This is a genomic window from Xanthomonas hortorum pv. cynarae (assembly GCF_002939985.1).
Lineage (GTDB): Bacteria > Pseudomonadota > Gammaproteobacteria > Xanthomonadales > Xanthomonadaceae > Xanthomonas > Xanthomonas hortorum_D.
The window spans coordinates 77,028-96,927 of the sequence record NZ_MDFM01000004.1 but is presented as its reverse complement, the minus strand read 5'-3'; the positions used below and the strand labels follow the sequence as shown (position 1 = coordinate 96,927).

The window sequence follows — 19,900 nt, the reverse complement described above, 5'->3', positions numbered from 1 at the left end:
CGTGGTACCTGTGGTTTGCGGTGGAGAGTGCGCAGATTCTATATAAAAAATAGGCCGAAATGTTAACGTTTTTCGAAATGGCCAAATCTCACGCTCGGCTGAGCCTTGGCCCTTGCTGTGGCGCGCAATCGTCGCCCCGCCACGCCTGCGGTCTTAAATAACGGTTCCAGGTTCACTTCTTTACCATCGCGCCCATACCGCCACGCGGCAGGCATGGGTGCGACATGCTGGGACCTAGAACTTGTAGGTCAGTCCCAGGTACGCCAGCCGGCCTGCGTAGCCGCCGGTATAGAAGCGGGCGCGGGTGTCGTCGCCCAGGTGCGAGCGGGACTCCTGCTTGGTCAGGTTCAGCACCGAGGCGGTGAGGCTGAGCGCTGGGGTGATGTTGTACGCCGCGTTCAGATCGATCTGGTAGTACGGCTCCTCAAAGACGTTCAACCCGTTGACCAGGCCCTGCACCAGCTCGCCGCGACGGTTGTACGAGGCGCGCAGCAGCAGGCTGTCGGTCTCGTAGAACACGGTGAGGTTGGTCTGGTTTCTGGCGCTGCCCGGCATGGAGGTCTTGCCGACCTCGGTGCCGTCCTCCAGCCGCACCGCCGCCTTGCTGGCATCGTTGTAGGTGTAGTTGAACTGCACACCAAGACCGAATGGCAGCGTGTGCTGCGCGTAGAGCTCCACACCCTGCGAGACCGCGTCCTGGCCGCCGGCCTGGGTGCTGTAGTTCTGCACGGTGACCGGCTGCCCGTCGATCATCATGTTCACGTCGCTGATGACGTCGACCGCAAAGTTCTCCACGTTCTTGCGGAACAGTCCCACACCTGCCACCGAGCCCGGCTGGAAATACCATTCCAGCCCCAGGTCGAACTGGTTGGCCTTGTACGGCTCCAGGTTCTTGTTGCTGCCCGAGCCGTACCAGCCCTGCTCGCTGGCACCGCCGGTCAGGCGCCGGTCGGCCACGTACTCGGGACTGTAGAACTCCAGGCTGCCGGGCGCGGCGATGTCGTTGTAGCTGGGACGTGCGATCACCTTCGCGGCTGCCGCACGCAGCAGCAGGTTCTCGGTCAGGTCGTAGGCCAGGTTGAAACTCGGCAGCACGTCGGTGTAGTTGCGGTCCAGCCCGCTGACCACGAACGACTCGGTGCGTTGCACGCTGTCGGACAAACGCCAGTAGCCTTCGGTCCCGCAATAGGTGTCGGCCGGGGCGCCGCTGGGCATGGCGGCGCCCTGCTGGCAGGCCAGCGGATTGCCGTCGGCGCCATCGAAGAAGTAGTCGTTGTAGGCGGTCACCTTGTCGGTGGAATCGGCACGCTGGCCGGTGCGCGCCACCCGCACGCCGACGTTGCCACGCAGCCGCTCGGTGTGGAAGTTGAGTTGCAGGTAGGTGGAATAGATCTCCTCGTCGACGTTGTAGACGAAGTTGTCTTCGCTGCGGGTCTGCATCGCGCCGTAGGTCTGGTTCAAGTAGCCGATGTAGCCCGGGAAGTTGATTGCCGGAAACGCGCTGGCGTTGACGCCACCGGCCAGGTTGTCCTGCGCGAACAGCAGGCCCGGCGAGAACTGGGTGGCGATGGCATTGCAGCGCCCGTTCCAGTAGCGGTTGTCGTAGTCACTTGGATCGGTGCCCGGGCACACCCAGTAGTTGTTGCCGGTACTGCGGTGGATGCCGCCGTCGCGACGCTTGAGGCCAAACTGCAGCGAGTCGACGACCTCGCCATCGAAATGCCAGGTGGTATCGATCTGTGCGTACTGCTGCTGATTGGTGTTGCGGGTCCAGGACGAGCCGGTCGAACCCAGGTCGACCTGCAGGATGCCGTCGCGCAGGTTCTGCATCAGCTGCGGCGAGAATGTCATGGACGGCGTGCCGGTCAGGTCCCAGGCGCTGGCGAAGTTGCCGTTGCTCCAGCTGCCGTCGGCGTTCTGCAGGCGCGGCTTGATCGGCAGGGAGAATTGCAGCTCCGGCCCGCCCTTGGCCCAGGTGCGGCCGACCTTGAATGCCACGTCCACCTGCTCGCCACGCCATTCGCCGCCCAGGTCCACCGTCTGCGACTGCGATTTCTCGATGTTGTAGCTGCCGGTGATCTGCGGCGTCGGCACGGTGCAATCGTCCGAGCCCCAGCCGCCCGGCGGCAGGCCCGCCGCAGCAGCCTCGGCCTCGCTGCAGTAGTAGGTCTTGCCCGGGCGCAGGCTGTAGGCGGCGCCAGTGACGATGGTGCCGCTGGGATCGAACTGCAGCCGGTCGAGCAGACGGCCGCCGCGCCAGTTGCCGTCGCCGTTGTAACGGGCGATGTTCCACTCGGGAATCTTGATGGTATTGGTCTGCGAGTCCTGCGACAGGTCGAAGCGGAAGTAGTTCGCGGTCAGCGTCAGGTCGTCGGTCGGCTTGAACTGCAAGGTCAGTTGCCCACCCTTGCGCTGGCGCTCCTCGCGTTTGGCGCCCAGGCTAACCGCGGTCGGCATCATGAAACCGGTGGAGTAATTGCCGTCCTGGTTCCAGAAACCGGTACCACCCCACCAGTTGGCATTGAAGTCCGAGGGATTTCCGTTCACGTCGACCGCCGGGCCGACTTCGTCGCGCCCGTACCACTGCCAGCTCTCGGTACTGGCATCGAGCGTTCGTGCGGTGCGCTTCTGCTGCGTGTAGCCAACGAAGACACCGAAGCGGTTGTCCTTGTCGTGCCACGCGTACGACCCGGAGAACTGGCCGTCGGTCTTCTTGCTGGTATCGGACCAGGTGCCCTCGGCAGAGACGAAGCCGGAGTTTGGCTCCAGTTCCAGGGGGCGCCGCGTCTGCAGGATCACCGTGCCGCCGATGCCGCCTTCGTCGATGCGCGCTTCCGGGGTCTTGTACAGCTCCGCGCTGCCCAGCAGGTTCGACGGCAGCAGCGTGTAGTTGAACGAGCGCGTCGGGTCGCCGTTGGACTCGGCGGTAGCGATGTAGTTGCCGTTCAATTCGGTCAGCACCAGCTCCGAGGACAGGCCGCGCACACTGACGTTCTTGCCTTCGCCGCCGTCGCGGCTGATGACCACGCCGGGCACGCGCTGCAGCGCATCGGCCACGTTCTTGTCGGGGAACTTGCCCACGTCCTCGGCGGTGATCACATCGACCACGGCGTTGGCGTTGCGCTTCTGCTCCAGGCTTTTTTCGATCGCGTAGCGGTAGCCGGTCACCGTCACCGCATCCAGGTCGGTCGCCTGCACCTCGGCCTGGCCCGTGGGCGCCGGCGTGCCGTCGGCCTGCTGGGCGGCGGCGGTGGAGGCGGTGCTCGCGAACAAGGCGATGGCGATACCGGCGGACAGCGTGCTGCGGTGGCGTGCGAATGGCATGCAGTTCATTTCGATCATGCTCTCCCAAAGGTGATTGGCTTCGGCGGATGTCTGTCGATCCAACGATCGGCCAGGAACGCTCCGCGAAGTGGCACAAAAAATATCCGGCGTCGTTGCGGCAGCCTGCCCCCTCCTCTTGCGTCCGCTTCCACGCAGATGCGATTAGATCGTTCTAATGCCGTGGAAAGCGTAAGTAGCACAGCCCATGCGGCAGCGCATTCTGCCGCGCAACAGACCAGCGGCGTTGCAATGCATCCACGATGAGCGGCCGGCCCGCTACGCTTGCACGCGGCACGGCAAGGCAAGGCCTACCGCATCGCCGGCTGCAGCAGCGTGATCGCTGCAAGCAACACACCCTCGCCCGCAACCGGACGCAAGCGGTTTACCGAAGCGCCAGCAGACACCTTATTTGAAACCGAGCTCAGCAAGAGACTGGATCGACGTGAGGGTATCGCCCACCACACGCCGCTTGGCGGCCATCGCTAACGCGATCGCCACACCGAACATGCGCGCGCTTGTTGCCTGCGTACACGCGCAAGGGCGGCGGGGCCTGCTGCGGCATTGATGACACGCCTTGGTCGGAAGCGCATGCGCCGATGACCTGTCAACCATGCATCGACGCCAGAGTGGAAGCGGCCCATGCCGCAAAACGACAACTTTCTGGCGCTTCAACCAAGCGCGCCTATCAAGTCCGCCGCGCTTGGGCCGATATCGCTTCCATGGACAGACTTAGCATTATCGGACTGCTGCTCGCGATCGTGGCGATCGTGGGCGGTAGCGTGTTGAAAGGCGCCGGTATTTCGTCGCTGTGGTCGCCGGCTGCCTTCCTGATTGTGATCGTCGGTACCGTGGCGGCGATTTTGCTGCACACCTCCCCGGCAGTTTTCCGGCGCGCCTTCAAGATCCTGCGCTGGGTGATCCAGCCGCCGGCCAGCGACCGCCCGCAGCTGCTCGCGCGCATCGTCGAATGGAGCAACATCGCACGCCGCCAGGGCCTGCTGGGCCTGGAAGACCAACTCCCGCGCCAGGACGACGCGTTTCTGCGTAAGGGCCTGCAGATGCTGGTCGATGGCGTGGAGCCCGAATCCATGCGGCATATGCTCGAGATCGAAGTGGACAACCAGGAGCGTCAGGATCTTGCCGCCGCCAAGGTGTTCGAAGGCATGGGCATCTATGCACCCACGCTGGGCATCATCGGCGCGGTGCTCGGCCTGATGGCGGTGATGAAGAATCTGGCCGACCCGGCCATGCTCGGGCACGGCATCGCGGCTGCGTTCACCGCCACCATTTACGGCATTGCCTCGGCCAACCTGCTGTTTCTCCCGGTCGCCGCCAAGCTCAAGAGCGTCATCCATTGCAGCACCAACGAGCGCGAAATGGCGATCGAAGGCTTGATTGCGATCGCCCAGGGCGAGAACCCGCGCAACATCGAATCGAAATTGGCCGGATACTTGCATTAAGCCCGCCATGGCCCGCCGTCGCAAACATCACGAAGACCATGGCAACCACGAAGCGTGGGCGATTCCGTATGCCGATCTGATGACGCTGCTGCTGGCGTTCTTCGTGGTGATGTACGCCATCTCCTCGCTCAACGAGGGCAAGTACAAGGTCATGGCGCAGGCGTTGACCACCGCGTTCGGTGGCTCGTCCAATGCGGCCAGCCCGGTGCAGATCGGCAAGACCCAGACCCTGGGGGCGGACTACGACCGCCCATCTGTGATCAAAGCCGGGGTGATCAAGGCCGGCGCACCGATGGCGGCCTCCAACGGCCCCACCGACCCCACCCTGCTGCCATCGATGGCCGCGCAGATGCGCATGCCGGTGTCGCTACGCAACCAGGCGCAACTGGCGCGTGCGCAGCGGCAGATGGATGCGGTGGCCGCGCAGCTGAGCAAGACGCTGGCGCCGCTGATCGACAAGAAACTCATCACCATCCGCCGCAACGATCTGTGGATCGAAGTGGAGATCAACAGCGACATTTTGTTCGGCACCGGCTCGGCCGCATTGGCCGGCACCGCCCGCGACACCCTGTCCACCCTCGCCTCCGTGCTGCGCGATGCGCCCAACGGCGTGCGCGTGGAGGGCTATACCGATAACCAGCCGATCGCCACCGCACAGTTCCCCTCCAACTGGGAACTGTCGGCCGCGCGTGCCGCCAGCGTGGTGCACCTGTTCGCCGACGACGGTGTCGCCCCGCAGCGATTGGCGATGGTGGGCTATGGAGAATTCCGCGCACGTGCCGATAACAGCACTGAGGCGGGACGGAATGCGAACCGGCGCGTGGTGTTGATCATCCTCGCTGATTCGGCTGGCTCACTCGCACCCGATCCGCCATCGCAGATGCATGCGACCGCCGCCGGGGCGCCGAAGCTTCCCAAGTCTGACGGCGGCCAAACGGCCGTCACCACCGAAAGCGGCACAAGTTCCGTCCCCGCCGTAATTCAAGGAGTGCAGTGAGATGCGTATCTGGGCAATCGCCAACCAAAAGGGCGGCGTGGGCAAGACCACCACGACGCTGGCACTGGGTCGCGGCCTGGCCGCGCTCGGCCACCGGGTGCTGTTGGTCGACCTCGATCCGCACTCCTCGCTCACCCGCGCGTTCGGCGTGGCGGTGGACCCGCCGCCGCGCGGGGTACTGGACCTGTTCGGCACCCCGCCGAGCGACCTGGCCAGCCTGTTGCACGAAAGCAGCATCCCCGGCCTGTCCTATGTGTGCGCGCAAGCCGCACTGGCCACGCTGGAACGTCGCAGCGCCAATCAGCCCGGTCTGGGCCTGGCCCTGCAGAACGCGATGACCCGCCACGCCGGCCAGCACGACTACATCCTGCTGGACTGCCCGCCGACCCTTGGCCTGCTGATGATCAATGCCCTGGCCGCTTGCGACCGCGTGGTGGTGCCGACCCAGGCCGAGCCACTCGCCCTGCACGGCCTGGCCAGCATGGTGCGCACCGCCGACATGGTGCAGCGCTCGCGTCGCCGCCCGTTGCCGGTGTCGATCCTGCCGACCTTGTTCGACCGCCGCACCCGCGCCGGCACCGACACCCTCAAGGAAATGCAGGCCACCTATGGCGCCGTGGTCTGGGAAGACGCGGTGCCGGTGGATACCCGTATCTGTAACGCCGCTGCGCTGACCGTTCCCGCCACCGGCGGCGACTATCAGGGCCGTGGCCTGTCTGCTTATCGCCGCGCGCTGGAATGGGTGCTGGCCGATGACGCGATGCCCATGGAGCAAGCCGCATGAGCAACCACACCGCCAACGGTGAGCTCGACGATTATCTGGAAGGCCTGCTGCACGATGCCGGCGTGGAGATCCCCGCGGCCGTGACTGCCGCTGCTGTCACCGCTGCGGTGGCGACTGCCGACATTGCCGCGACACCGGCGCTTGCCGACACCGATGCAGACGTCGCGCTGGCAGAGCCGCCCGTGCAGGCTGTCGCTGTGCCGGAAGCAATCGCCCCCGTGCTCAGCGCCGAAGCGATTGCCGCCGATTTCCTCGCCGAAATGGATGCCGACCCCGCCTTCGGACCGCCAGTCGTCGCCGCGCCGAGTGCCGCAGACATCGCCGCCGATTTCCTCGCCGAAATGGATGCCGACCCGGCCTTCGGACCGCCAGTCGTCGCCGCGCCGAGCGCTGCAGACATCGCCGCCGATTTCCTGGCCGAAATGGATGCCGACCCGGCCTTCGGACCGCCGGTCGTTGCTGCGCCGAGCGCCGCAGACATCGCCGCCGATTTCCTGGCCGAGATGGATGCCGACCCCGCCTTCGCCACCGCCGCGCCCAGCCCGTTCATGAGCACGGCAGATCTGATGGCCGAAATGGACGCAGACCCGGCCTTCGGCACCGCCGCCTCCAGTGCCGAGCTGTTGGCTGTCGATCTGTTGTCGGAGATGGATGCGGACCCGGCCTTCGGTCTTGCCGCACCGCCCGCGCCGGCACCTGCACGCCCGGCGCAAGCGCCGATCGCACCGCACCGCGCGCCGCCGCCTTCGATCTATCCGCAAGGCCTTGAGGCGCTGCTGGCGCCCGGCCAGGCCGAGCGCATCCATGCCGAACGGCGCGCGGCCGAACGCAGTACGCGCTGGCTGCGCCTGCGCTGCGGCGAACAGACGTATGCACTCGAATTGCTCAAGGTGCAGGAAGTGGTTTTGCCGGTGCCGCTGCTGCCATTGCGCGGCACCCCCAGCGCGATGCTCGGCATCATGAATCTGCGTGGCCAGGTGGTGCCGGTGATGGATCTGGGTATCCATCTCGGTGCATCGGCAGTGGACATGGATCTGCACACCCGCGTGGTGGTGCTGGAAGAAAACGGCGAGACCATGGGTCTGCGCGTGTCGGCGGTGGAAGACGTCACCAGCCTCACCGATCAGCAGATCGAGCCACCGGACAACGCACGCCTGTGCCGCATCTCCAACAACCTTTTCCGCGGCGTCGCGCGCCTGGGCCATCAGCCGATGATCCTGCTCGATGCCAGCCATCTGCTGCACTGATGCGCCGCATAGCTGACGCGCACATGCACGCACACAGATTCAACGTTAAAGCTTTCCCGCCCCCCGCCGTTAGTACGCATAGAACCGTCCGTTCGGAGCAACGATGAGCACAGTGACATTGGGTGAGGATCTCGGCATCGAGACCAGCACCGACCTCAAGCAAAAGCTAGCCGCAGTCCTCGCGGAGGATGGCGATCTGGTGCTTGACGCCGGTGAAGTCCGCCGCATCCACACCGCCAGCGTGCAGTTGCTCTGCGCCTTCGTGCAGGCCCGCCGCCAGGCCGGGTTGAACACCGAGTTCGATGGCTGCAACGACACTTTTAGAGATGCGGTCCGTCTGCTCGGCGTCACCGACGCGCTCGGACTTTCCGCATCCAATGACAACCTGAAATCTGTGGAGAACGCCGCATGAGCGCACGTATCTTGGTGGTGGACGATTCGGCGTCAATGCGCCAGATGGTCTCTTTCGCCCTCACCTCTGCCGGCTTTGCCGTCGAAGAAGCCGAAGACGGCGCCGTTGCGCTGGGCCGCGCGAAGGGCCAGCGCTTCAATGCGGTGGTGACCGACGTGAACATGCCCAACATGGACGGCATTTCGCTGATTCGCGAACTGCGCCAGCTGCCGGATTACAAGTTCACCCCGATGCTGATGCTCACCACCGAATCGGCGGCCGACAAGAAATCCGAAGGCAAAGCTGCCGGTGCCACCGGCTGGCTGGTCAAGCCGTTCAATCCAGAACAGCTGATCGCCACCGTCCAGAAAGTTCTGGGTTAATTCTCTCTCGCTTCACCATCGGATTTCGCACCCATGAGCATGGACCTGCAACGTTTCCACGCCACCTTTTTCGAGGAAAGCCGTGAAGGGCTCGACGCGATGGAGGCCGGGCTGCTGTCCCTTGAAGAGGGCAACCGCGACCCGGAAATCATCAACTCGGTGTTCCGCGCTGCGCACTCGATCAAGGGGGGCGCTGCCACTTTCGGTTTCGAGGCCGTCGCCGGCCTGACCCACGTGCTGGAGACGCTGCTGGACGAACTGCGCTCCAACAAGCGCCAGCTCGCACCCAATGCGGTCGATGCCATGCTCGGCTCGGTCGACGTGCTGCGCGCCCTGCTGCGCGAAGCCGAACACGGCACCCCGGCCGACCCGGCTGCGGTCAAGGCCGTGCACACCCGCTTGAACGCGGTGCTGGCTGGCGAAGCACCGGTGGCTGCAGTCGTTGCCAAGCCGAAGGAAGAAGAACCCGAAGCCTGGCATATCGGCTTTACCCCGGCGCCGTCGCTGTTCATGAGCGGCAACGACCCGCTGCGCATCATCCGCGAGCTCGAGCACCTGGGCCCGCTGCAGATTGCCGCCCGTCTTGAGCGCATGCCGGGCTTTGAAAACATCGATCCGCTGGAAGCCTACCTGGCCTGGGATCTGGGCCTGATCGGCAAGATTCCGCGCAGCAAGATCGAAGACACCTTTGCCTGGGTGGTGGACGATTGCGAGCTGGATATCCGCCCGATGGCCGTGCCCGGCCCGCCGCCGAGCCTGGCGGTCGACGCGGCTGACACTGCCGCCGTCGCGGTTGCAGCAACCGCCGCGGCAGAACCTGCCGCCGCCGTTGCCACGCCTGCCAAGGCCGCCGCTGCCGAAGCCGAAAGCTCCATCCGCGTCAGCGTCGACAAGGTCGATGCCCTGATCAACCTGGTCGGCGAACTGGTCATTACACAGGCCATGCTCAAGCAGGTCTCCACCGGCCTGGACCCGGCGCATGCCGAACAGTTGTTTGCCGGTCTGGATCTGCTCGAACGCAACACCCGCGACCTGCAGGAAGCGGTCATCGGCGTGCGCATGCTGCCCGTCGATGCGGTGTTCCGCCGCTTCCCGCGTCTGGTCCGCGACCTCTCCAGCCGCCTCGGCAAGCAGGTGCGTCTGCGCACGATTGGCGAAAGCACGGAACTGGACAAGGGCTTGATCGAAAAGATTGCCGATCCGTTGGTGCATCTGGTGCGCAACTCGATCGACCATGGCCTGGAAATGCCCGATGCGCGCCGCGCCTCCGGCAAGGACGAGACCGGCACCATCACCCTTGCGGCATCGCACCAGGGCGGTCACATCGTGATCGAAGTCAGCGACGACGGCCGTGGCCTCAATCGGGCCAAGATCCTGGAAAAAGCGGCCGAACGCGGCATTGCCGTGCCGGACAACCCGACCGATGCGCAGGTGTGGGATCTGATCTTCGCACCAGGCTTCTCCACCGCTGACGCAGTCACCGATCTCTCCGGTCGTGGCGTGGGCATGGACGTGGTTCGCCGCAACATTCAGGGCCTGGGTGGCGAAGTGCAGCTGGAAAGCAGCGCCGGCAGCGGTACCCGCGTGCTGATCCGTCTGCCGCTGACCCTGGCCATCCTGGACGGCATGACCGTCTCGGTTGCCGGCGAAACCCTGATCCTGCCGCTGTCCTACGTGCTCGAAGCGCTGCAGCCGGCGCCGGAAGATGTCCGCTCGATGGCCGGCGACGGCCGTGTGTTGCGCGTACGTGGCGAATATCTGCCGATCCTGTCGCTCACCAATTACTACGGTTTCGGCGGGCAACAGTCCTCCAAGGAATCGCTGGTGGTGGTGGTCGAAGGCGACGGCCAGAAGATCGCACTGGAAGTGGACGAATTGCTTGGCCAGCAGCAGGTCGTGGTCAAGAACATCGAAAACAACTATCGCCGTATCCCGGGCGTCTCCGGCGCCACCATCCTCGGCGATGGACGGGTCTCGTTGATCGTGGACATCGGTGGCTTGGTGCGTTCGTTGAAAGTGCCGCAGGCGGCGTAAGACGCAAAGCCGCAGAAGAAGGCACTAAGAGCGGCTAACAAAGCCTAGCGAGCGCCTGTCAGTGACTGCAGTGGTTTTGTCGGCCGTATCTTGGTGGATGCAGTCAGAATCTTGGTGGATGCAGTCAGACGTCCAGATCAAACACTGAGTGGGTCGAATGCGCGGTGCCCTCACCGCTCGCGGGACACGCCGTGAACCCGTCCCTGGGGGCTCGGTGGCGGCATCCATGCCGCCACACGGTCCCGCAAGCGGCGAGGACACCGCACCAGAGAGTCTGCTGGTTGCATTGTTTAAAACCAGGCATACCGACCATCTCGACTGGCCCTTGCCTGCCCACCGTCGCGGGACCTTACGCGGCATGGATGCCGCGCAAGAGCCTACACGGACGTACTTGCGGCGTGTCCCGCGATGGTGGGCGGGGCAAGGGCCCTGCAGCCAGACAGCAGATCAGCCGGCCTGCAGTAGGCTGGCGTGACGTAGTTTTGTTAGTCGCTCTAAACCGCGAAGGCCGCCGATGTTGTGCGGTAACGACAAAGCCCTGGCAGCGATGCCGGGGCTTTGTCGTTACCACGCACCCACTCGCCACACGCTGGCAATGACGCCGTTGCCGCCCTTGCCTGTCCCCATTGCACGACGCAACGCAACGCCTCATACGCAGCGCACCCGCCATAACAACGATGAACGCAGACGCATCGACGAACGCGCATCAGCTCAAGAAAACCCGCCAGCGAACGCTACCGCTGTACCTCTTTTCCTCCCTCCCTCCCCGAGAACACCATGAAATTTCTGCATTCGCTCAATGTCGGGCGACGCCTGGCGTTGGCCTTCACCTTGTTGATCGTTTTATTGGCCGGTTCCACCAGCCTGGCGTTATACGAATTCAAGACGGTCAAGAACCAGGTCTCGATCATCATCGAAATCAATAACCGCAAGGCGCAGCTGCTCAACCAGATGCGCGAGAGCAATATGCTGGGCGAGCGTTATATCCGCGACTTCATGCTGGCCACGCCGCAGCAACAGCCCACGATCGATGCGCAGCTCAAGGCCAATCGCGCGCACTACGCCGAGTTGTGGACTGCGCTGAAACGCCTGCCGACCACTGCAGATGGCATGCGTGCACGCCAGACCATCGAAGACAGCCTCACCGCCGCACGCGCCACCAACAACCGCCTGCTCGGCATGATCCGCGACGGCAATCTGGACGGCGCCAAGCAGCTGTTGAGCGGTGAAGCACAGCCGCTGCTGGAACGTCGCTCCAACGCAATTGCCGCCGCAGTGGAATTGCAGAACCAGCAGAACGCCGCCGGTGCGGCCGCCATCCTGGGCAGCGTTGCGCTGGCCAACCGCGCCCTGATCGCCTTCGGCCTGCTGTCGGCGTTCCTGGCCGCTGCACTGGCGTGGCTGATTTCGCGCAGTCTGGTGCGTCCATTGACACAAGCCACGCAAGTGGCCGAAGCGATCGCGCATGGCAAGCTGGACAACCCGATCGGCCCGCAGCCCGGCGACGAACCCGGCCAGTTGTTGACCAGCATGCGTGGCATGCAGGAACAGCTCAAAGCCGTCTCCGCGGCGCAGCAGGACATGGCCCGCCGCCACGACAGCGGGCAGATCAGCTTCCGCATGGACGAAGCGGTGTTTCCCGGCGAATACGGCAGCATGGTGCGCGACACCAATGCACTGGTCGAATCGCATATTGCGGTGAAGATGAAGCTTGCACGGATCATGTCGCGCTATGCGGTCGGCGATCTGAGCCAGGACATGGATCGACTGCCCGGCGAAAAAGCCGTGTTCAGCGACACCATGGATGCGGTCAAACGCAATCTTTCTGCGATGAACAGCGAAATCAAATTGTTGGCGCAGGCCGCGGCCAATGGCGATTTCAGCGTGCGCGGCGATACACAGCGCTTTCAGTACGACTTCCTCGCCATGGTGGAGAGCCTCAATCAGCTGATGGCCACCGCCGATGGCAACCTCGGCGCCTTGTCCAAGGTACTGCAGGCGATTGCCGCGGGCGATCTGACCGAGCGCATGCACGGCCAGTTCCATGGCGTGTTCGCGCAGATGCGTGACGATGCCAATGCCACCACCGAACAGCTGTCCGGCATCGTCGGGCGCATCCAGCACGCCACAGTGTCGATCACCACCGCTGCCAGCGAAATCGCCACCGGCAACAACGATCTGTCGCAGCGTACCGAGCAACAGGCGGCCAACCTGGAAGAAACCGCCGCCTCGATGGAAGAGCTTACTTCCACCGTCAGGCAGAATGCCGAAGGCGCGCGCCAGGCCAATCAGTTGGCGATCGGCGCGGCCAGCGTCGCCTCGCACGGTGGCGAGGTGGTCAACAAGGTGGTCGCCACGATGGCCGACATCGAAGCCTCGTCGAAGAAGATCGCCGACATCATCAGCGTGATCGACGGCATCGCCTTCCAGACCAACATCCTGGCCTTGAACGCCGCCGTGGAAGCGGCGCGTGCGGGCGATCAGGGCCGCGGTTTTGCCGTGGTTGCCTCCGAAGTGCGAACGCTGGCCCAGCGCTCGGCTGGTGCGGCCAAGGAGATCAAGCACCTGATCGACGATTCGGTCGGCAAGGTCGCCGAAGGCTCGCTATTGGTGAATCAGGCCGGCACCACCATGACCGAAGTGGTCGCCAGCGTGCAGCGCGTGACCGACATCATGGGCGAGATCTCCGCCGCCTCGCAGGAGCAATCCGCCGGTATCGAACAGGTCAACCTCACCGTGACCCAGATGGACGAGGCCACCCAGCAAAATGCCGCGTTGGTGGAAGAAGCCAGCGCCGCCGCGCGTGCGATGGAAGAACAGGCCGGTGAGCTCTCCGATGCGGTGGCGATCTTCAAGATCCAGCCGGACGCTGCGCTGGCTTCGGTAACGAACATCCCGGTCCTGCGGCGTCTGGCAGCGGTTTAAGGGAGCGAGGGCTGAAGGCGCCAGATTTAAAGCCCCTCTCCCGCCGGGGCGACAAGGCACAGCTTGCGCGCCATGGGCGCGCGTGCCTTGGAGCGCCCGCGCCGCAAGCGCGGGCCGGGGCGCAGAGCGGGGGTTGGGGTGAGGGTAAGGCGCCGCGGCCAATCACCAATCACCAATCACGCGCAATGCTGTCACAGCTACTAGACGCTTCGCGCACGTTGTCATTGACGCTCAAAACGCCCCGATCCTGTCGGGGCGTTTTGCTATCAGGCAAAAACCGGCAGACATGCCCCACCTTGCAACACCCCGGCCACATCGCAACACCCCTGAGATTCCCCCAACACTGCCGTTGGTCGAAAGGTGATCAAGCGCAAGCTCCTGCGGCCGATACACAGAGCAATGAGGGCAGTCTTGCCCGCGCTACGTTGAAGGAACTCCGCATGCACACCGCCAATTCCACACGCTCTGCCCGCCACATGCTGGGCTCCATGCTCGTCGTCGCGCTGCTGGCTGCCGGTGTGTCGTTGCCCCCCTCTTTCGCCGCACCGGCAGCGCCGGTCTCGGTGCTTCTGGACAACGTCCCGGTGAGCGCGCTGCAGTCGCTTGCCATCGATCTGGTGCAATTGCGCGACGACCAGCGTGCGCAGCTTGCCGCCTCGCATGACCTCGCACGCATCGATGCCTACGACGAGCGTCTGGGCCATCTGCGTCAACGTATCGCGCGGCATGCCGGTTACTTCCAGGCCACTGCACCACAAGGCGAACAGGCACGGCAGTTTGCGCTGGTGCAGCAGCAGTTGGGCCAGTATCTGGCGCAACACCGTCAGGCCAATCGCGCTCTGCACGATGGCGATCTGCAAACCGCACAAGCCTTGTCGCTCGGCCACGCCGGCGATACCCGCCACCAGTTGTGGAGCGAATTGCAGAACCTGCAGCAGTCCGTGGCAAGCGTCAGCAGCACGCAGCGCAACTAAGAGCGGCTAACAAAACTCCTGCGCATCCGCCGGACGCCTACCCCGCCACTCCTCGGTCGTGGCGGCACCGCAAGCCCATTCCAGCCAGCCCCCCACGCTGCGCCGATCCACGCGACCTGACGTCCAGGTCGGCGTGCGCTGCGCGCTGCGCGGCCCGACGGTGCGCGTAACCCGCTGCAGGCTTACCAAGTCGTGTGCCGGCGCGGGAGCAGCAATGGCTTCAAAGAATGGCTTCAAAAAAGCACTGCAAATCACCCACACACCAGCCGTCGGGCAACGCTCAACCTTTCTGCAGACGGGTCGCTATCCGACATATCCCGGTCACAATCCTTTCACTGGATACCCGCCATGACGTTTAAGACCACGATCGCAAACACGCTGGCCAACGTGCCGCTCAAGCGCAAGTTCCTGTTCCAGACTGCGTTGGTGGCGCTGGGCATCATCGCGCTGGCGGTCATCGCCGCGCGCATGCAGTACGTGGATCTCACCGATACGCGCCGCGATGGGCTCAAGAGCCAGATCGAAATGGCGATCGCGGTGGTCAATGGTTACGCCGAGCGCGCCGAAAAGGGCGAGATGGATCTGGCGACCGCAAAGAGCAGAGCGCTGGCCACCTTGTCCACGATGCGTGCACGCGGCGGTGTGGATTACATCTACGTCACCGACCAGGCGCCGGTGATGCTGATGCACCCCACTCGGCCGGATCTCAATGGCAAGCCGCTCAACGATGTGCTGAGCCCGGACGGCAAGCGCATCTTTCCGGCATTCGTCACTGCCGCGCAGGCTGGCGGCGGCTACGTCGATTACGCCTGGGCCAAGCCCGGCGAAAAAGAGCCGGTGCAGAAGACTTCTTACGCATCGCTGTACAAGCCGTGGGGCTGGGTGATCGGCACCGGCGTGTATCTGGACGACACCCAATCGCAGGCACTGGCCTTCACCGGCGTTGTCGCCGTGGCCGGCGGCGTGCTGGTGCTGATCAATCTGCTGGTGGGCTGGCTGATCGGCAATTCGATTCTGGAGCCGGTGTCGCGTGCGCTTGCCGCCATCAAGGGCGTGGCGCGTGGCGATCTGAGCGTGCGCACCGCCCAGCACGGCAGCGATGAAATCGGCCAGATGCTCAAGGCCACCGACGAAATGGTGCACACGCTGGAGCGCTTCTCCGCGCAGACCAAGGTGATGATGCACATGCACGCCGGCGAAGATGTCAGCCATCGCATGCCGACCGATTTCCCCGGTGTATACGGCGAGCTGGCCGGCGGCATCAACACCATGATCTTCGAACACCTGGACGCCATCATCGATGCGATCGGGGTACTCAACGAATACGCGCAAGGCGACCTGTCGCGCGACGCCGAACGCCTGCCCGGCACGCGTGCCGTGCTGCATGAAGCGATGGATGCAGCCAAGGCCAGCCTGCTGGCGATCAACACCGAGATCAAGCGCCTGGCCCAGGCTGCGGCCAATGGCGACTTCAGCCAGCGTGGCGATGCCACACGCTTCAAGCACGAATCGGCACGCATGATCAACGACCTCAACGCGATGATGGAGGTCAGCGACCGCAACCTGGGCAAGCTGTCCGAGCTGCTGGCCGCGCTGGCCGAGGGCGACCTCACCGCGCGCATGGACGGCCAGTTCCACGGCGTGTTTGCACGCATGCGCGACGATGCCAACACCACTGCCACGCAGCTGGCTGGCATTGTCGGACGCATCCAGCAAGCGGCTAGTTCCATCACCGGATCGGCCAGCGAAATCGCTGCCGGCAACAACGACCTGTCGCAGCGTACCGAGCAGCAGGCCGCCAACCTGGAAGAGACCGCCGCTTCGATGGAGGAACTCACCTCCACCGTCAAGCAGAACGCCGAGAGCGCACGTCAGGCCAATCAGTTGGCAATCGGTGCGGCATCGGTGGCATCGCAAGGCGGGCACGTGGTCAGCCAGGTGGTGGACACCATGTCCGGTATCCAGACCTCGTCCAAGAAGATCGCCGAAATCATCAGCGTCATCGACGGCATCGCCTTCCAGACCAATATCCTGGCCTTGAACGCGGCAGTGGAAGCCGCGCGTGCCGGCGAACAGGGCCGCGGGTTTGCGGTGGTGGCATCAGAGGTGCGCACGCTGGCACAGCGCTCAGCCGGCGCGGCGAAGGAGATCAAGCACCTGATCGACGACTCGGTCGGCAAGGTGGCACAGGGTTCGGCGCTGGTGGATCAGGCCGGCAAGACCATGGCCGAGATCGTGTCCTCGGTGCAGCGCGTGACCGACATCATGAGCGAGATCTCCGCCGCTTCGCAGGAACAATCGGCCGGCATCGAGCAGGTCAATCTCACCGTCACCCAGATGGACGAGAGCACCCAGCAGAACGCCGCGCTGGTGGAAGAAGCCACCGCCGCCGCCAACGCCATGCAGCAGCAGGCGCAGCAGCTTGATGAAGCGGTGTCCAGCTTCCGGGTAAGCGTTGCCTCGCCCGCACAGCGCGGCAGCAGCCGCGCTGGCGCGCGCGCGGAGGCCTTGCGCGTCGCCAGCTGACGACCGCCCGATCGCTCCCGCACCACCTCCCTTACTTCGAAGCCACGCCCATGCCCTCGTCCCCCACGCAATCCCGCTCCGGCGGCAGTCTGGCGTACCGCCTGATGCTCGGCACCGCCGTCGCTGCGTTGCTGTGCTTCGGCCTCACTGCGGCGATCAGCTACTGGCAAAGCAGTCGCGCACTGATCGCCTCGGCACAGACCACGATGCAGAACGCCGCGCGCTATCAGGCCGAGCAGATCGGCAGCGAGCTGGGGCAGGCGTTCACCACCGGCCAGTCGGTCGCCAGCGCCTTGCTGGCGCAGCGTGCCCATGGTGGGGTGAGCCGCGATGCGGCGGCGGCGATCGTGCACGACCAGTTGCAGAACCATCCCGAATGGGTGGGCATGGGGACGTTGTGGGAACCGCAGGCCTTCGATGGCAAGGACGGCGACTATGTCGATGCCAAGGGCCACGACAACACCGGTCGTTTCATGACCTACTGGGCCTATAACGGGCAGTCGCTGATCCGCGAACCGTTGGTCGGTTACGAAAAACCCGGCGACGGCGACTGGAACCTCAAACCCCGCGAGCTGGGCCGGCAGATCGTGGCCGGCCCCTACGATTACCAGATCGGCGGCAAGCCGGTGCTGATGACCACCTTGTCCACGCCCATCATGGATCAGGGCAAGTATGTGGGCGTGGTCTCGGTGGATTTCGCCCTGGCCGCGTTGCAGAAACGCCTGAGTGCGTTACGTCCGATGGACGACGGCTATGTCGAGCTGATCTCGCCTGCCGGGGTGATTCTGGCCTCGCGTGACGCTGCGCGGATCGGCAAGCCGGCCGACGGCGCCGACTATCGCGCGATGCTGGAGGCGACCAGGGCCGGCAAGGACTATCTGGATTTCACGCCGGATGCCGCCGGCACGGTCAGCGCCTATGTGCCGTTGCAGATCGGCCAGGCGCAGGAGCGCTTTGCGTTGGGTGTGGTGGTGCCGTATGCGGCGATCATGCAGCAGGCACATCGCCTGTTGTGGACCATTCTGGCGGTGGGCCTGGGCTCGGCACTCGTGCTGAGCGTGGCGTTGTTGGCGCTGCTGCGTCGTCTGGTGGTGCGCCCGCTCGATTCCGCTGTCAAGGTGGCCGATGCGATCGCCTCCGGCAAGCTGGACAACCAGATCAGCGTACAACGTCAGGACGAAGTGGGCCGCCTGTTGGGTGGCATGCAGCGCATGCAGGACGATCTACGCCACCGCATCGAGCGCGATGCAATGATCGCCAACGAGAATCTGCGCATCCGCACCGCGCTGGAACACTCGGGAATGGAAATCCTGCTCGCCGACGAACAGCACACGACCGTGTTCATCACCGAGGCGCTGCATACCTCGTTCAAATACGGCGAACCGGCCTTCCATGCCAAGGGCCAGCAAGGATTCAGCGCCGATGCGGTGGTCGGCAATCCGCTGGAATACGTGCTCGGCTGCGATGCAGATGGCAGGGCCCGCTCACAGCGTCTGCAACAGCTGCAGTCGGCCACCTCAGAGCGTTACTCGTTCGGCCCGGTGACGCTGGATCTGACCATGACCCCGCTGTACGCCGCAGATGGTCATCGCAGCGGCAGCATGCTGTTTTGGCGCAATGTCACCACCGAAGTCGGCACGCAGCAGGAAGTCGCCACGCTGGTGCAGTCCGCGTTGATGGGCGACTTCGGGCAGCGCCTCGCATTGGACGACAAGCACGGCTTCTACCTGGAATTCGGCCGTCAGCTCAACGGTTTGCTGGACACCACCTCGCAGGGCCTGGAGCGTATTTCCAGCCTGCTCAGCGCGCTGGCCGAAGGCGACCTCAGCGTGCGCATGGATGGCGACTTCCAGGGCGTGTTTGCGCGCATGCGCGACGATGCCAATGCCACCGTGGCGCAGTTGACCGAGATCGTGTCCGGCATCCAGACCTCGGCCACGCAGATCAATGCGGCCGCCAGTGAAATTGCCGCCGGCAACAACGATCTGTCGCAACGCACCGAACAACAGGCGGCCAATCTGGAAGAGACCGCCGCCTCGATGGAAGAGCTCACCTCCACCGTCAAGCAGAATGCCGAAAGCGCGCGCCAGGCCAATCAGCTGGCCATCGGCGCAGCCGGTGTCGCCTCGCAAGGTGGTGCGGTGGTGGCGAACGTGGTGACCACCATGTCCGCAATCGCGGTGTCATCCAGGAAGATCGCCGAGATCATCAGCGTCATCGACGGTATCGCCTTCCAGACCAATATCCTGGCCTTGAATGCCGCAGTGGAAGCGGCCCGCGCCGGCGAACAGGGCCGCGGATTCGCCGTCGTCGCCAGCGAAGTGCGCACGCTCGCGCAGCGTTCGGCCGGCGCGGCAAAAGAGATCAAACACCTCATCGACGACTCGGTCGGCAAGGTGACCGAAGGCTCGCTGCTGGTGCACCAGGCCGGCACCACCATGTCCGATATCGTGGCCAGCGTGCAGCGCGTGACCGACATCATGGGCGAGATTGCAGCGGCTTCGCAGGAACAGTCGTCCGGCATCGAACAGGTCAACCGCACCATCACCCAGATGGACGAAGCCACCCAGCAGAATGCCGCGCTGGTGGAAGAGGCCACCGCCGCCGCACGCACGATGGAAGAGCAGGCCGGGCAACTGGCGCTGACAGTGGCGCGCTTCACGCTGGAGACGACGCCCGGCATCGCCGTTGCCGCGCCCACGAAAAAATCGGCCAGCGCCGCAGCCAAGCGTGCAACCGCCACCGCGACGCGTGCACCGGCCTCACCACGTCGATCGAACAGTACGCCTGCGGCAACTGCCGGCAACGATAGTCAGTGGCAGGACTTCTGAATCCTGCACCGGTCGCCTGCGCAG

Annotated in this window: 12 protein-coding genes; 11 read left to right on the top strand and 1 reads right to left on the bottom strand. The window is 64.6% G+C overall.

The window, feature by feature from the left end:
• Positions 1-234: 234 nt before the first annotated feature.
• Positions 235-3,387 (bottom strand): TonB-dependent receptor, encoded by a 3,153-nt coding sequence (locus XcyCFBP4188_RS04060; RefSeq protein WP_174705826.1) that lies wholly within the window; start codon positions 3,385-3,387, stop codon positions 235-237.
• A gap of 656 nt (positions 3,388-4,043) precedes the next feature.
• On the opposite strand from XcyCFBP4188_RS04060, the gene XcyCFBP4188_RS04055 reads away from it, so the two are divergent.
• The 11 genes from XcyCFBP4188_RS04055 (at position 4,044) to XcyCFBP4188_RS04000 (ending at position 19,876) form a co-directional block, all read left to right on the top strand.
• The gene (locus XcyCFBP4188_RS04055) at positions 4,044-4,784 is read left to right on the top strand and encodes a flagellar motor protein (RefSeq protein WP_006452732.1); all 741 of its coding nucleotides are present in this window, start codon (positions 4,044-4,046) and stop codon (positions 4,782-4,784) included.
• A gap of 7 nt (positions 4,785-4,791) precedes the next feature.
• Complete coding sequence (motD, locus tag XcyCFBP4188_RS04050; RefSeq protein ID WP_006452731.1) at positions 4,792-5,781, top strand: flagellar motor protein MotD; 990 nt, start codon at positions 4,792-4,794, stop codon at positions 5,779-5,781.
• A 1-nt stretch (position 5,782) separates the two neighbouring features.
• On the top strand, positions 5,783-6,565 hold the full coding sequence (locus tag XcyCFBP4188_RS04045; RefSeq protein WP_006452730.1) for a ParA family protein: 783 nt from the start codon (positions 5,783-5,785) through the stop codon (positions 6,563-6,565).
• Complete coding sequence (locus XcyCFBP4188_RS04040; protein ID WP_104591667.1) at positions 6,562-7,812, top strand: chemotaxis protein CheW; 1,251 nt, start codon at positions 6,562-6,564, stop codon at positions 7,810-7,812. Before XcyCFBP4188_RS04045 ends, XcyCFBP4188_RS04040 begins: the two co-directional genes overlap by 4 nt.
• Before the next feature lie 103 nt (positions 7,813-7,915).
• Complete coding sequence (locus XcyCFBP4188_RS04035; RefSeq protein WP_006448510.1) at positions 7,916-8,224, top strand: STAS domain-containing protein; 309 nt, start codon at positions 7,916-7,918, stop codon at positions 8,222-8,224.
• Positions 8,221-8,586: a response regulator gene (locus XcyCFBP4188_RS04030; RefSeq protein WP_002806565.1), complete on the top strand. Its 366-nt coding sequence runs from the start codon at positions 8,221-8,223 to the stop codon at positions 8,584-8,586. Before XcyCFBP4188_RS04035 ends, XcyCFBP4188_RS04030 begins: the two co-directional genes overlap by 4 nt.
• 33 nt (positions 8,587-8,619) lie before the next feature.
• Positions 8,620-10,620, top strand: coding sequence for a chemotaxis protein CheA (locus XcyCFBP4188_RS04025; RefSeq protein WP_006448511.1), 2,001 nt, complete (start codon positions 8,620-8,622; stop codon positions 10,618-10,620).
• A gap of 777 nt (positions 10,621-11,397) precedes the next feature.
• The gene (locus XcyCFBP4188_RS04015) at positions 11,398-13,545 is read left to right on the top strand and encodes a methyl-accepting chemotaxis protein (protein WP_104591665.1); all 2,148 of its coding nucleotides are present in this window, start codon (positions 11,398-11,400) and stop codon (positions 13,543-13,545) included.
• A 440-nt stretch (positions 13,546-13,985) separates the two neighbouring features.
• Positions 13,986-14,519, top strand: coding sequence for a hypothetical protein (locus XcyCFBP4188_RS04010; protein WP_074057537.1), 534 nt, complete (start codon positions 13,986-13,988; stop codon positions 14,517-14,519).
• 348 nt (positions 14,520-14,867) lie between these two features.
• Positions 14,868-17,045, top strand: a complete 2,178-nt coding sequence (locus XcyCFBP4188_RS04005; RefSeq protein WP_167393500.1) for a methyl-accepting chemotaxis protein — start codon at positions 14,868-14,870, stop codon at positions 17,043-17,045.
• Positions 17,046-17,095: 50 nt separating this feature from the next.
• On the top strand, positions 17,096-19,876 hold the full coding sequence (locus XcyCFBP4188_RS04000; protein ID WP_006453182.1) for a methyl-accepting chemotaxis protein: 2,781 nt from the start codon (positions 17,096-17,098) through the stop codon (positions 19,874-19,876).
• The last annotated feature ends 24 nt before the right edge of the window (positions 19,877-19,900 follow it).